Source organism: Vespertiliibacter pulmonis, from assembly GCF_013377275.1.
GTDB lineage: Bacteria > Pseudomonadota > Gammaproteobacteria > Enterobacterales > Pasteurellaceae > Vespertiliibacter > Vespertiliibacter pulmonis.
On record NZ_CP016615.1, the window covers coordinates 1,055,001 to 1,069,832 of the forward strand.

Genomic DNA, 14,832 nt, shown 5'->3' on the forward strand with positions numbered 1-14,832 from the left:
TAACAGGCTGATACCGCCCAAGAGTTCATATCGACGGCGGTGTTTGGCACCTCGATGTCGGCTCATCACATCCTGGGGCTGAAGTAGGTCCCAAGGGTATGGCTGTTCGCCATTTAAAGTGGTACGCGAGCTGGGTTTAGAACGTCGTGAGACAGTTCGGTCCCTATCTGCCGTGGGCGTTGGAGAATTGATTGGGGCTGCTCCTAGTACGAGAGGACCGGAGTGGACGCATCACTGGTGTTCCAGTTGTCTCGCCAGAGGCATTGCTGGGTAGCTAAATGCGGAAGAGATAAGTGCTGAAAGCATATAAGCACGAAACTTGCCAAGAGATGAGTTCTCCCAGTCTATAAGACTGTAAGGGTTGTTGGAGACTACGACGTAGATAGGTGGGGTGTGTAAGTGTAGTGATACATTGAGCTAACCCATACTAATTGCCCGAGAGGCTTAACCATACAACCTCAAGTGTTTTGGAGTTGATGTAGGGTAAAGATTGGTTATAGAAGATAACGAAAGATGAATGAAGAAAGGTTCAGACAGCTTGTTTTTAGAGAAATAAAGAAGAGACTATGCGTTACATCGAGTAATAGTAGAATAAGTAACGTGATAGAAAAAAGAATAGATAGATGGAAAGAATTTTCCTGATGGCCAGAGTGCTGTGGTCCCACCTGACTCCATACCGAACTCAGAAGTGAAACGCAGTAATGCCGATGGTAGTGTGGGGATTCCCCATGTGAGAGTAGGGCACCATCAGGGTTTTATAGATAACCCCAAGGTTGAGAGACCTTGGGGATTTTGCTATGAGAAAAATATTGAAAAGTCATTATGTTATGGGAAAAATCTCATCATCTCATCGCTAGTCCAATACTAAAAGTATTTGATGTGAGATGATTTAGTAATAAAGAGCATTTTTAGTATTACTGAGATCTTAATATAACAATTTATAGGGTTTGTACTTTCTAGCATAAAATGTTAAATTAAAGTAATTTTCTGAGTGGTGAGATTGATTAATGCGACAGCTTGTTTTAGGTTCAACAGGTATAATTAATTCAGATTTTCGTAGTAGATTAAATATCGCAAAAGCTCGAGTTGATCAATTAGAATCTTATCGAATTAAACGTTTATTAAATAATAGTAGTGAAGATTTTAAATATGTCTTCTCGTTAATTCCTGTCTTAATTCATTATAATTCCCCATCTTTAATTGCATTTGTAGAGAATGCTCCCTGTGGTGTATACGATTTCCAACTCAATGATATACAAAAAAATTACCTTGATAAATTAGTCGATATTGACCTATGCACTACCGAGCAATATCAGTTTGATGCTTTGTATGTAATGGGTAGTCTTGGTTCAGTTACTCAAAATGCTTTATCAGATATTGATTTATGGTTATGTTATTCTAAAAAATTTAGTGTAGAACAACGTCAGAGATTAACTGAAAAATTAGAAAAAATACAAGCTTGGGCAAGATCCTGTGGCGTTGATGTTCATTTTTATTTAATGAATCCAGATGAATTTCGTTTAGGTAAATATCATAATGAAGTTTCTTTAGAAAATAGTGGTTCAGCTCAGTATTATTTTTTATTAGATGAATTTTATCGTTCAGCAATTAGGCTAGCGGGTAAGAGGGTGCTTTGGCTACATATTTTGGAAAAAGAGAGTGCCTATAATCGTATTATTGAAAAAGCAGTTGCCGAAAATCAGTTAAATCTAGATGAATGGATTGATTTTGGTGATTTTTCTAAATTACATCTTGGCGAGTATTTTGGGGCAAGTTTGTGGCAACTATATAAAGGTATTCGTAATCCCTATAAATCTGCCATTAAAATTTTATTATTAGAAAGTTACGCAGAAACGTACCCTGAAACAGATCTTATTTCTCGTCAATTTAAACAAATTTTATTATCTAATGAGACGGTAAATTATCATTTTGATCCTTATCTTGCGATGCTAGAAAAGGTAACACTTTATTTAGAAAAGCGTAAAGAATTCAAACGTTTAGAATGCTTACGTTACTGTTTTTATGTTAAAGCAATGGATCAGCAGATTGATGAATGGAAATGTAATGAGTTACGCCAACTTGCTTTGTCTTGGGGATGGAAGGCTCATGATTTTGAATTATTAGATAATAAGAAGTATTGGAAAGCAAAGCAGGCGATGCAGCAACAGAAAATGCTGGTCGATCATTTGTTGAGAAGTTATCGTAATTTAATTAATTTTGCCCGTAAATTTCATATTAACCCGAGCATAATGCCTCAAGATACTGATATCTTAATGCGTCATCTCTATTCTGTTTTTGAAGTCTTTTCAGGTAAAGTCGAATTGATTAATGAAAAAATTGCCAAAGATTTAAGCGAAGAAGAAGTTACCTTTATTGAAGTTTCGGAAAAATCTTCGACAAAAGCAGGGTGGTATTTGGTTAATCACGCTCCGTTATCGACTTATGATTCTAATAGGCGTTATGTAAAATATCATAAATCATTGAATAAATTGGTTGCTTGGGCATATTTTAACGGTATTGTTACGGTGAATACTTATTTACATATTGTTAGCCAAACGGTTAGTCTAAACCGTTTACGTCAATTTATTACTGATCTTCGTTTGTCTTTCCCGCTAAAAGCACCCAAAATGCTCGCTGAAGATTTGTATCATCCGAATGAAATTCGACATTTAATTATTGCGATCAATTTAACGCAAGATCCAACAAAAAAATTAGCTGTAAAGCAAACTCTTTCACAAATTGATCTGTTTAATCTGAGTTCATCAAAGCAGGGTATTATTGGCAGTATTAGTCTGATCTATCGCAATATGTGGAATGAAATTGTTACAAAGCATTTTGATGGAAATGATTCTATTTTAAAAGCCTTAAAACTTATTTCAAATAAAATCTACCGTAGCTCAGCACCACCTGAATCGGTGAATGTTTTTTGTTATAGCTCACAATTGCGTACTGAATTACAGAAATTTGTAATGGGATTAGTTAATCGTTGTATTACGGTACAAACAGGCGTAATTGTAGATAAACAGCCACAAACATTCAAATTAGCTGGGCGAAAATGGCAATTTGTATTTAATCAAAAAGTTGAGCTACAAGAAATTAAATCGGAGAAGACTTGGGGAAATATTCGACCTGAAGTGTCACAAATTCCACCTGTTATTCATCATTTTGCGAGTGAAGGTTTTTTACAATTTTTCTTTGAAGATAATCTTGATAGTAGTTTCAACGTTTATGTATTAGATAAGCAAAATAATATGGAAATTTACTTGAATAATTTAGGGCAAAAGGAAGATAAAATTAAACAAATCGGAAGTTTACACGCCCAAAGTGATACAAATCAGACTGGTGATCAATTTGAAACATTTAATTATCCTCAGTTTTATCAACTTATACAGAATGATAAAGACGTTTTAATTGTCCCATTTAAAAGCAAGCAGTATCGGGATTATATCCAACACTTAGAGATTTAGCTTAGATCAAAATAGCAGTGGATAACACTTTTTTTGGCTAGATAAGCGGTTAGAATAGCTTAATCTTTTGTCATCTTAATGGAAAAATTATGTTGCCTGAATTAGGCTACTTCTGTTTGGTTTTATTAGTTATATTATCTGCTGTCCAAGTATTATTTTCTGCTTGGGGGGAAGTGATGCATCAACCGAAATGGTTGTCGCTTAATCCATTTTTTAGTGTTTGCCAAATGGTACTGGCGTTTATTGCTTTTGGAACATTAAGTTACGCCTTTATTACTGACGATTTTACTGTGCGTTATGTCGCTGCTCATTCTAACAGCCAGCTTCCAATATTTTTCAAATTTGCGGCAACTTGGGGTGGGCACGAAGGATCAATGTTATTTTGGCTGACAATGTTATCCTTATGGACGGGCGTTTTCTGTTTTTTTTCTCGACGAACTGACCGCTTGTTTGCCAATCGAACTCTTGCCGTTTTAGCATTAATTGCCTTTGGCTTTTCTTTATTTATTGTATCTGTATCTAACCCTTTTGAACGAGGTTTTCCACCGCCGCCAGAAGGTCGAGATCTTAATCCAATGCTACAAGATATTGGACTTATTTTTCATCCCCCTTTGCTTTACTTGGGGTATGTTGGTTTTGCTGTGAGCTTTGCAATGATGGTAGCAATGTTACTAGGCGGAGTATTTGACTATGCGATTGCTCGCTGGATTAGACCTTGGACGGCTATTGCCTGGGGTATTTTAACCGCAGGAATTGTACTAGGTGCGTGGTGGGCTTATTACGAGTTAGGCTGGGGAGGCTGGTGGTTTTGGGATCCTGTCGAAAATGCCTCATTGATGCCTTGGTTATTAGGTACTGCATTAGTGCATAGCCTGATTGTGAGTGAACAGCGAGGGGCTTTTAATTATTGGACAATTCTGTTAGCCATTTTTGCTTTCGCATTAAGTTTATTAGGAACATTTATTGTACGCTCTGGAGTTCTCACCTCAGTACACGCTTTTGCTGTAGATGCTGATCGTGGTATCGCTTTATTGATTCTTTTTTTTAGCCTGAGTTTTGTTGCTCTATCTCTTTTTGCTTTACGGGCGAATTTATGGTCTGGTGATGTGCGTTTCCGTCTTTTTTCTAAAGAAACGGCTTTTTTGTTAATTAACGGTTTGTTCGTTGTTGCTTGTTGTGTTGTAGTGCTTGGCACATTTTATCCGATGATTTTTACTGCGATGAAATGGGGATCAATATCGGTAGGTGCACCGTATTTTAATATCGTATTTACACCGCTTGCATTGATTCTACTCAGCATAATGGGATTTGCTGTGGTATTACGCTGGAAGTCTATTCCAATGAACTTAATTGTGTGGCAGTTGTTACTGTTACCTATTGCTGTGCTACTGAGTTGTGGATTGATTTTTGCAACATTATCGCACGATAGTGTTTATCAAATTGAGTGGTTACCTTTAGTTTTTATTAGTTTAGCGATATGGATTATTTTAACCCACTTACCTTATCGGTTATTTATGTGGCAAATCAAGCCACTTGCAATGCGTTTAGCTCATATTGGTTTTGCTATTGCAGTAATTGGTGCAATGATGAATAGTTATTATGGTAATGAAATGGGGGTAAGAATGAAGATTGGTGATCGTAGCGAGCTTGCTGGTATTTGGTTTGAATACTCAGGTTTTCAGCATCAAATTGGGCAGAATTATACGAGTGAGCAAGCAATATTTAATCTATACGATGGTGAAAAATTCTTAGGCACAGTTTACCCCGAACAGCGTTATTATGATGTTCGTACAATGACAATGTCAGAAGTGGGATTAGCCCATAAAGGGCTTGATGATATTTATATTGTCATGGGGGATAAATTGGGTAATAAAGAATATGCGTTTCGGCTGCATTATAAACCTTATATTCAAGCATTATGGCTTGGCGGTGTGATGATGGTAATTGCCTCATTTTTGGCACTATTGGGCTATAAACGTAAATAATTTCTGATTGAATAGGTTCTCAATGAAAAAAATATTCCTTTTCCTACCGCTTGTAATCGTATTAGTGTTGGTTATGTTTTTGGTATTACAATTAAAAAATCCTGATGCAATTTCTCCAAGCGAAGATTGGCGTGATAAGCCTTTACCTGAATTTACTTTACCAGATCTGCTTGATCACCAGAATATAGTAACCCAACAGAATCTTCCTCAAGAACCCTTTATCTTAAATGTATGGGCAAGTTGGTGTTCTTGGTGTATTAAAGAATTTCCTATGCTATTAGAATTAAAAGATAAGGGCGTGAAAGTCGTTGGGCTAACTTATAGTGATAAACCAGATAATGCCCGCTATGCGCTCGTAAAATGGGGAAATCCATTTTCTGTTGTGATTGATGATTCACAGCAAGATTTTTTAGTGCAAACGTTGAAAGTCAATTCAGCACCAACATCTTATTTAGTGGATAAGCACGGTATTATTCGTTATCAACAAAAGGGTTATAATCCTCATTTTATCCAAGATTTCTTGCCTCGCTTAGATGCCTTGCGTAAGGAGCCGTAATGAAATTATTGTTATTTATATTAGGCTTGAGTGCTTTGGTTGCTCATGCAGAAATGGTTGATACTTATCAATTTCATTCGGATAGTGAGCGTGTGAGAGCGGTGGCATTAGCTAAATCTTTACGCTGTCCACAATGCCAAAATCAAAATTTAGTCGAATCTAATTCGACACAAGCCTATAAATTACGGTTAGAAGTATATGAAATGATCAGCAAAGGGAAAACGGATCAAGAAATTATTCAAATAATGACAGACCGTTTTGGGCAATTTGTTTCTTACAATCCGCCTGTGAATAAACAGACGTGGTTACTTTGGGGACTACCCTTTGGGTTATTATTGATATTTCTTAGTGCAGTAGGCTGGCGAGTAGCGAGAAAAAATGATGAAAAGAGACGTGTTAAATAGCACTTATTATCAGCAAGCGGTAAGATTAGCAGAAAAATTTGCACCGCAAGAGCGATCTGAATTTTTGCGAGAAACAGCAGAGCGTCAAGCCTTTGAGCAAGCACAGCTAGTTCAACATCATTTGCGAAATACTAAATTAAAAAGACCGCTTGTCTTTGCGAGTTTAAGTATGTTAGTTGTTTTGGCGGGAGCAACTATTTTTTATGCCCAAACAGGACGTTATGCGGAAGTTCAACAAGGTGAGCAAGCATTGCATACATTCTTAGCAAAAAAATCAGAAGAAGATAACAGCCAGAGGAATGATCACTATATCGTTAATTTACAAAACCAATTACGTAAGAATGCCAATAATGGTGATGTGTGGTTTGAATTAGGACAGGCTTATTCGTTGAATAATGATTTTGAAAGTGCGATGGTCTGTTTTAATAATGCAATCAATGTGTTAGGGCGTAAACCTGCTATTATAGGGGCGATGGCAACGGCGGAGTATTATCGAAATAAACAGATACTTTCGGCGCAAGCTAAAAAATGGGTTGATGAAGCTTTAAAAGGTGATCCTCAAGAGAGCTCGAGTTTATTATTGCTTGCCTCTGAAGCTTTTTTACATAATGAATTTGAGCAGGCAATTTTCTATTGGGAAAACGTGTTAAATAGCGATAACCGTTCGATTGATAGGCGAGAGATAATTCAAAGTATTCAAATGGCACAACAGATGTTGTATGGGCAGCAGTTGCAAAGAAAAATGCAGAAATAACCGCTTGCAATAATTAAAAGCACAAGATTTTCTTGTGCTTTTAATTTATGTGGTGAATTACGTATTATCTGTGTTTTTATCAGTAGTGGTTGAAGTTCCAGGTTTAGGTAAACAGAGATTTAATAAAATTGCGACAATAGCACAAAGGCTAATGCCTTGTAGTGAAAAATTGCCAATATTAATCAGCATATGCCCAATCCCAAAGGTCATTACCACGGAAACGATACATAAATTCCGTGCTTCATTAAGATCAACTTTAGCTCGAATAAGTGTATTGATACCGATAGACGCAATTGAGCCGAACACCAGCATCATAATACCGCCCATTACAACACCTGGGATACTTTGTAGGAAAGCCCCTATTTTGCCACAAAATGAGATTAAAATTGCCCAGATTGCAGCGTATGTCATTACACGGGGGTTAAAGTTTTTGGTGAGCATTACGGCACCTGTTACTTCTGCATAAGTCGTATTTGGCGGCCCACCTAGCATTGCTGCTGCAGAGGTGGCGATACCATCACCTAATAGTGTGCGGTGTAAGCCTGGCTTACTGATGAAATTTTTTCCAGTTACGGCGCTGATTGCTATAATCCCACCAACGTGTTCTACTGCAGGGGCTAAAGCGATGGGAAGAAGGTATAAAATAGCTTCAAGTTTAAACTCTGGAGCAGTTAAATGGGGTAGGCTAAACCACGGGGCATCTAAGATTGGTTGGAAATTGATTAGCCCTAAACAAAGAGAAAGAATGTAGCCAACTACAATTGCAAACATAATGGGGACAAGTTTAACTAGCCCTTTGGCAAATACGGCTACAACTAGTGTAGTAAGAAGTGTAATCATTGATACCGTAATGGCAAGTTCATAGGGTATATCCGTAGTTTTTCCTGTTGCCATTTCAACAGCAACAGGGGCAAGTCCTAGCCCAATAATGATAATAACCGGCCCAACAACAACAGGTGGAAAGAGCTTTTCCAATACCATCACGCCTTTGAATTTAACTAAAAGTGATAAGACAAAATAGATAAGACCCGTGAAAACTAATCCCCCCATTGTAACGGCAATGCCCCACTGCTGAACGCCATATTGAATGGGGGCAATAAAAGCAAAGGAAGAAGCAAGAAAAATGGGGACTTTACCTTTTGTACAAAGCTGGAAGAGAAGTGTGCCGATACCTGCGGTAAGAAAAGCGGTATTTGGATCTAAGCCAGTAATCAATGGCATTAGGACTAAGGCTCCAAAGGCGACAAATAGCATTTGTAAGCCAATGAACACCTGTTTAGTGGTGCTAAGGTTTTCTGTTTTCATTAGTTTCAACTCTCGGTTTGAATTAACTTAAAATGATGATTTATTGTAGATTTTCTCTCGGAAAATCTAATGGATTATAGCCGAAAATATATATTTTCCTAATTATTTATGTATTCGGGATTGATTAGCAAGAAATAAGGATTGAAAGAATACGAAAAGTAATAAAAAAGAATAGACCTTTAGATTTATGTAATATTTTAAGCTTATTTTAGGATCGTTGTAATGTAAAAGGGTAGGGTACAAGCTATTTTCCGTTTTTTTATAATGAAATATCGCCTAAAAAGAATTAGGCGATATCTGTTTTTATTATATTAATGCAATTTGGGGTTCAGTGTATTCGATTCCAAAGGCATCACTAACACCTTTGAAAGTACATTTACCGTTGTAAGTATTTAGCCCTTGTAGTAGAGCAGAAGAAGATAAACAAGCATTTTTTACACCAAGTTTGGCAATTTTTAGTCCGTATTCTAGTGTTGAATTAGTTAGCCCAAGTGTAGAAGTGCGAGCAACGCAACCCGGCATATTAGCAACACAATAATGAATAACGCCCTCAATCTCATAAGTTGGCTCTTCGTGGCTTGTTGGTTTAGAGGTTTCAAAACAACCACCTTGATCGATTGCAACATCAACTAATAGCGAGCCTTTTTTCATTAATTTTAGATCATCACGGTGAACTAAATGAGGTGCTTTTGCTCCAGGAATCAGTACTGCACCAATAACTACATCTGCTTCAGGCAACAGACTAAGAATTGTCCCTCTTGAACTGACTAATGTTTTGATTTTCATCTCAAACATTTGATCGATGTAAGCTAAACGTTCTGCGTTAATATCAAGTAAGGTAACGTCTGCACCAATGCCCATAGCAATTTGAGCAGCATTAATTCCGACAACACCACCGCCTAAAATAACGACTTTTGCTTTAGGTGTGCCAGCTGTTCCACTTAGTAAAACTCCTTCTCCACCAAAAGTTTTTTGAATAAATTTAGCACTTTCAAAAATTGATAAACGCCCAGCGATAGCACTCATTGGTGCAAGACAAGGTAAGCCCGTTGCTGTTTTGATGGTTTCATAAGCAATCGCTTGAATTTTTTTCTGAAGAAGCATTTCGGTGAGTGGTTTATCGGCTGCAAGATGAAGATAGGTATAAAGTATTTGGTTTTCTCTAAAGTAGTGATATTCGCTTTCAATCGGCTCTTTTACTTTAATGATCATCTCTGCTTGCTTAAATAAATTTTCTTTATCGGTAATAATTGCTCCAGCGTGTTGATAATCTTGATCAGAGAATCCTATTTCAGCACCTGCACCTTGCTCAATAAATACGGTATGCCCATCGGCAACATAAGATTGAACATTATCGGGTGTTAAACCTACACGATATTCTTGAATTTTAATCTCTTTAGGACAGCCAATAATCATTTTATGCTCCTTAAATAATAGTCACTGAATAATGGTATAAAAAACAGTTGTATTTTATCGGGAAAGCCTAATCTAATTCTGTGATCTTATTCACACATTAGAAAACCTTACTGTAATTGATAGATTGAGAGTTATACTAAATGAAAATCCCTTGAGCTAAGGGAAGTTAAAGCATAGAATGTGAGCTTTTCACTATTAGCTATCTGCAATGCAAACAAGCCCATTACTTGAAAATTTAATTGAATCTTTACGAGCTCTGCCAGGTGTTGGCCCGAAATCGGCACAGCGAATGGCATATCATCTTTTACAGCGTAATCGTAAAGGTGGGATTGCATTGTCTAAAGCCTTAAATGAAGCAATGACACACATCGGGCATTGCAAATCTTGCCGAACGTTTACTGAAGAAGAAGAATGCTCTATTTGCAAAAATTACCGCCGACAATTGAGTGGTCAGTTGTGTGTGGTTGAGATGCCCGCAGATATTCAAGCGATTGAGCAAACAGGACAGTTTTCAGGACGCTATTTTGTGCTGATGGGACATCTGTCTCCTCTAGATGGTATAGGCCCTCGTGAAATTGGGTTAGATCTTCTACAACAGCGGTTGGAACAGGAATCTTTTCACGAAGTTATTCTTGCCACTAATCCAACAATTGAAGGTGATGCAACAGCGAATTACATTGCAGAAATGTGTTTGGTACATAATATTAAGGTAACTCGTATTGCTCACGGTATTCCTGTTGGCGGAGAACTAGAAATGGTTGATGGCACAACGCTTTCTCACTCATTTGTGGGACGTAGAGATATTCAATTATAGGTTTTGCAAATTTTTACACAGATCTCACCGCTTATTTCCTAGCCGATAAAGAGAAAAATCGGTATAATTGCCTCCTTTTGTAAATTGTGATCTTAATCACATTTCCAAGATTTCGTAGAGTGAGCCGTGTGGCTTGCTTTTATCTCTTTGAATAGGTTATACCTGTTCTCTAAACTTTATAAATAAGAACTTTCAATGCAAAAAATAGATACAAATAAATTGCGTAACATCGCAATCATTGCACACGTTGACCATGGTAAAACGACACTTGTTGATAAATTACTTAAACTTTCAGGCACATTAGATACCAGTCGTGGTGATGCAGATGAGCGTGTAATGGATTCTAACGATCTTGAAAAAGAGCGTGGCATTACCATTTTAGCGAAGAATACTGCAATTAACTGGAACGGCTATCGTATCAATATTGTAGATACGCCAGGACACGCAGACTTCGGTGGTGAAGTAGAACGTGTATTATCGATGGTCGATTCTGTATTATTAGTCGTTGATGCGTTTGATGGCCCAATGCCACAAACACGTTTTGTAACTCAAAAAGCATTTGCACACGGATTAAAACCGATTGTGGTTATCAATAAAGTTGATCGCCCAGGAGCAAGACCTGACTGGGTAGTGGATCAGGTATTTGATTTATTCGTAAATTTAGGGGCAACTGATGAACAGCTTGATTTCCCAATTATTTATGCTTCAGCATTAAATGGTGTGGCAGGTCTTGAGCACGAAGAGCTTGCACCAAATATGGATCCACTTTTTGAGGCGATTGTAAAATATGTTTCTCCCCCAGATGTAGAACAAGATGCATCGTTCCAAATGCAGATTTCACAGCTTGATTACAGCAAATATTTAGGTGTAATCGGTATTGGGCGTATTAAACGTGGTACGGTTAAACCAAATCAACCGGTTACAGTGATTGATAGTGAAGGGAACGCTCGTAATGGTCGTATTGGACAAGTATTAGGGCATCTTGGTTTACAACGTTATGAAGCCACAGAAGCTTATGCCGGTGATATTATTGCGATTACTGGTTTAGGTGAGTTAAATATTTCAGATACGCTATGTGATATTAATAATGTAGAAGCGTTGCCACCATTATCTGTTGATGAACCAACTGTAACCATGTTTTTCTGTGTAAATACTTCGCCGTTCTGTGGGCAAGAAGGGAAATTTGTAACTTCTCGTCAAATTCTAGAGCGTTTGAAAAAAGAGCTTGTACATAACGTTGCATTGCGTGTAGAAGAAACTGATGACTCTGATGTATTTAGTGTCTCAGGCCGTGGTGAATTGCATTTGTCGGTATTGATTGAAAATATGCGTCGTGAAGGATATGAGCTTGCAGTATCTCGTCCGAAAGTAATTTTCAAAGAGATTGATGGTCGTAAACAAGAGCCATTTGAACAGGTTACGATTGATATTGAAGAGCAGCATCAAGGTGCAGTAATGGAAGCATTAGGTATTCGTAAAGGTGAAGTGCGTGATATGATGCCAGATGGTAAAGGACGTACTCGTTTAGAATATATTATTCCAAGCCGTGGTTTAATTGGTTTCCGTAATGAATTTATGACAATGACTTCAGGAACGGGATTACTTTACTCTAGTTTTAGTCATTATGATGATGTAAAAGCAGGTGAAATAGGTCAGCGTGTTAATGGCGTGTTAATTTCAAATGGCACAGGTAAAGCTCTTGCTTACTCACTTTATGCTCTTCAAGATCGTGGTAAATTAATGATTGATCACGGTGTTGAAATTTATGAAGGCCAAGTAATCGGTATTCATAGCCGTTCAAACGATTTAACAGTAAATGCGTTAGAAGGGAAGAAATTAACCAATATGCGTGCTTCAGGAAAAGATGATGCTTTAACTCTGACAACACCAGTTAAATTTACTTTAGAACAAGCGCTAGAGTTTATTGATGATGATGAGTTAGTAGAAGTAACGCCTGCTTCAGTACGTGTCCGTAAGAAATTATTGACCGAAGTAGAACGTAAACGTGCAAGCCGTACGACAAGTAGTACTAGCACACGATAATGTTAAAAAGCCTGCATAAAGCAGGCTTTTTTGTAAGTAGTAAGATTGTATCCACTTATCGTAAATTTTTGTTAGAATTTAACCGCTTGTAAATGATTTTTAATTAATAAAAAGGAAGAACGTATGTATGTAGAAATTTTCGGGCGTATGACTTGCCCATATTGCGTAAAAGCAAAACAGTTAGCAGAAAAAATGAAAGCGGAGTTGCCGGATTTTGATTTCGAGTTTATTGATATGGAAGTAAAAGGAATATCAAAAGCGGATCTAGAGCCTCGTGTAGGTAAGCCAGTTGCGACAGTTCCTCAGGTATTTTTAGATAACGAACATATTGGCGGGTATTCAGATTTTGCTCCTGTAGTTCAAGCAAAATTTGGCATTACTTTGTAATGTATTTTGAACGATTAATAGCGTGATGTAAAAAGGCAGGATTATAGTCCTGCCTTTTGTTATGCGTTAGTTAAGTGAATTTATATCAGAAATTACCACTCGTAGTTCACGCCTACATTGTAAGAGACGGCACTGTGTTTATTCGTACTTACAGCAATGCCTGCTTTTGTTGCAACATTTTCATTGAAACGGTAGCCAGTACCTAATGCAAGTGCGGTATTTGATTGATACCCGCCGACTGCTGCAGTGATATTTGCTTTTCCGACGCTATATGGTTGAAATAAACCAGTTAATGCAGCTTGTGTTGCTAAACCTTTGCGCATTTTTTTATCGAGTTTATTCACTCGATTATCTAAGTTTTGAATATGTGCGGTATTATTGCGTGTTTGTTTTTTTACGGTTTCTATATGGGTGGCATTATTCCGGACTAAGTTTTCTACACGATTGATGTGAGCAACATCTGCTTTATTTACTAAATCGCTTTTTTCAGCTTTACGCTCAATTAAATTATCAATATTTGCTTTGTTAGCCGTGATATTACTTGTATTTTTGGTCACTTGATGATTAACTTGATTGAGTTGGGCAATATCTGCTTTATTTACTAAATCGCTTTTTTCAGCTTTACGCTCAATTAAATTATCAATATTTGCTTTGTTAGCTGTGATATTGCTTGTATTTTTGGTCACTTGATGATTAACTTGATTGAGTTGGGCAATATCTGCTTTATTTTCTAAATCTATTTTTTCAGCTTTACGTTCAATTAAATCTTCAATGCTATTCGCATGGTTATGCAAAACTTCACTATGTTCATCTAGTTGTTGATCATGTTGAGTAAGCGTATCGGTGTTTTGCTTTAATACATCATTATGATTCATAAGTAGATCATGTTGTTGAGTTATCGCATTATAATGAGCTGTAATCTGTTCATTGTGCTTTGTAATAGAGTTAAGTGTTTTTTCGTTTATTGTATTAGTATCAGCAATAAATGCATTAACGTCTTCAACGTTTGCTTGCAATGTTTGGATGTGGTCAGCGTGGTTTTGAAGTACTTCTTTGTTATCAATAATTTCTGCTTCGTGAATTCTAAGTTCTTTTTCATGTTCAAGAAGTGCATTTTCATGAGTAATAATCTGAGCTTCAGCGGCTTCAATATGATTAATACTATCATCTAATACTTCATTAATATCATTTAAAACGTCTTCTATAGTAGCTTCCTGCCCTTCTTGCCCATTATTATCAGCAAATATGCTACCAGATGTTAAAGCAGAAAGTAAAAATAATGCCGTAGTTGCCATTGAGTGTTTTTTTTGTAATTTCATGATGAACTCCAAATAATTGGTGAATGTATGTGCTATATATTCTTAAATACATAACGATTTTACATTCTAGGGCAATATATTTACTTATACAAGTTAAACGTGAAAAAGGCTTACATAATCCATATCATTTTTAAGTTTTATCGTTAGATTGAGAAATAATTTACGTTGTTTAGAGATTAGCATGTCGAGTTATGTTTAGTTTTGTAAATATTGAAGTGAATTAGAGGAATAAAAGGAACTCATTCATTTAGCTTTATATTTATATTTATTTAATTATGTGATTGAATAGTAAAACTAATATAAACATAGATGAGATTTCTAACTACTTTTGTTAAAAAAGTGTATCTTTTTTTGTGTTTTCTATATAATGGTCACTTTTCGA

The 14,832-nt window shown here is 36.7% G+C and carries 11 protein-coding genes and 2 rRNA genes (1 of these 13 cut by a window edge); 10 read left to right on the plus strand and 3 right to left on the minus strand.

Annotated elements, in window-relative coordinates; all coding sequences use genetic code 11:
• The 7 genes from A6B43_RS05245 to A6B43_RS05275 form a co-directional block, all read left to right on the plus strand.
• Nucleotides 1-452, plus strand: a 23S ribosomal RNA gene (locus A6B43_RS05245); it begins 2,446 nt to the left of the window's first position.
• Nucleotides 453-637: 185 nt separating this feature from the next.
• Nucleotides 638-753 (plus strand): 5S ribosomal RNA (gene rrf, locus A6B43_RS05250).
• Between the two features lie 254 nt (nucleotides 754-1,007).
• Nucleotides 1,008-3,467 (plus strand): class I adenylate cyclase, encoded by a 2,460-nt coding sequence (locus A6B43_RS05255; protein WP_124211803.1) that lies wholly within the window; start codon nucleotides 1,008-1,010, stop codon nucleotides 3,465-3,467.
• A gap of 89 nt (nucleotides 3,468-3,556) precedes the next feature.
• Entirely contained in the window at nucleotides 3,557-5,452 is a 1,896-nt protein-coding gene (locus tag A6B43_RS05260; RefSeq protein WP_124211804.1) for a heme lyase CcmF/NrfE family subunit, read from the plus strand.
• A gap of 22 nt (nucleotides 5,453-5,474) precedes the next feature.
• Nucleotides 5,475-6,008, plus strand: coding sequence for a redoxin family protein (locus A6B43_RS05265; protein ID WP_124211805.1), 534 nt, complete (start codon nucleotides 5,475-5,477; stop codon nucleotides 6,006-6,008).
• A complete protein-coding gene (gene nrfF / locus A6B43_RS05270; RefSeq protein ID WP_124211806.1) occupies nucleotides 6,008-6,412 on the plus strand; it encodes a heme lyase NrfEFG subunit NrfF in 405 nt (134 codons plus the stop codon). Before A6B43_RS05265 ends, nrfF begins: the two co-directional genes overlap by 1 nt.
• Entirely contained in the window at nucleotides 6,387-7,166 is a 780-nt protein-coding gene (locus A6B43_RS05275) for a TPR domain-containing protein (RefSeq protein WP_124211807.1), read from the plus strand. The genes nrfF and A6B43_RS05275 overlap by 26 nt, the downstream gene beginning before the upstream one ends.
• Before the next feature lie 57 nt (nucleotides 7,167-7,223).
• Here the strand turns inward: A6B43_RS05275 and A6B43_RS05280 are convergent, their stop codons facing one another.
• Together A6B43_RS05280 and ald are read right to left on the minus strand one after the other, a co-directional pair.
• Nucleotides 7,224-8,471, minus strand: a complete 1,248-nt coding sequence (locus tag A6B43_RS05280; protein ID WP_124211808.1) for a uracil-xanthine permease family protein — start codon at nucleotides 8,469-8,471, stop codon at nucleotides 7,224-7,226.
• A gap of 306 nt (nucleotides 8,472-8,777) precedes the next feature.
• Nucleotides 8,778-9,887: an alanine dehydrogenase gene (gene ald, locus A6B43_RS05285; protein WP_124211809.1), complete on the minus strand. Its 1,110-nt coding sequence runs from the start codon at nucleotides 9,885-9,887 to the stop codon at nucleotides 8,778-8,780.
• A 208-nt stretch (nucleotides 9,888-10,095) separates the two neighbouring features.
• Here ald and recR point away from each other — a divergent pair, with 208 nt between their 5' ends.
• From recR to A6B43_RS05300, 3 genes are all read left to right on the plus strand, one after another.
• Nucleotides 10,096-10,701: a recombination mediator RecR gene (gene recR / locus A6B43_RS05290; protein WP_124211810.1), complete on the plus strand. Its 606-nt coding sequence runs from the start codon at nucleotides 10,096-10,098 to the stop codon at nucleotides 10,699-10,701.
• Between the two features lie 195 nt (nucleotides 10,702-10,896).
• Nucleotides 10,897-12,744, plus strand: a complete 1,848-nt coding sequence (gene typA / locus A6B43_RS05295) for a translational GTPase TypA (protein ID WP_124211811.1) — start codon at nucleotides 10,897-10,899, stop codon at nucleotides 12,742-12,744.
• 123 nt (nucleotides 12,745-12,867) lie between these two features.
• Nucleotides 12,868-13,131 carry a GrxA family glutaredoxin gene (locus tag A6B43_RS05300; protein WP_124211812.1) on the plus strand — a complete coding sequence of 88 codons (264 nt, stop codon included), beginning with the start codon at nucleotides 12,868-12,870 and terminating at the stop codon, nucleotides 13,129-13,131.
• A gap of 92 nt (nucleotides 13,132-13,223) precedes the next feature.
• On the opposite strand, the gene A6B43_RS08860 is transcribed toward A6B43_RS05300, so the two are convergent.
• A complete protein-coding gene (locus A6B43_RS08860; protein WP_124211813.1) occupies nucleotides 13,224-14,450 on the minus strand; it encodes a YadA C-terminal domain-containing protein in 1,227 nt (408 codons plus the stop codon).
• Nucleotides 14,451-14,832 lie beyond the last annotated feature (382 nt).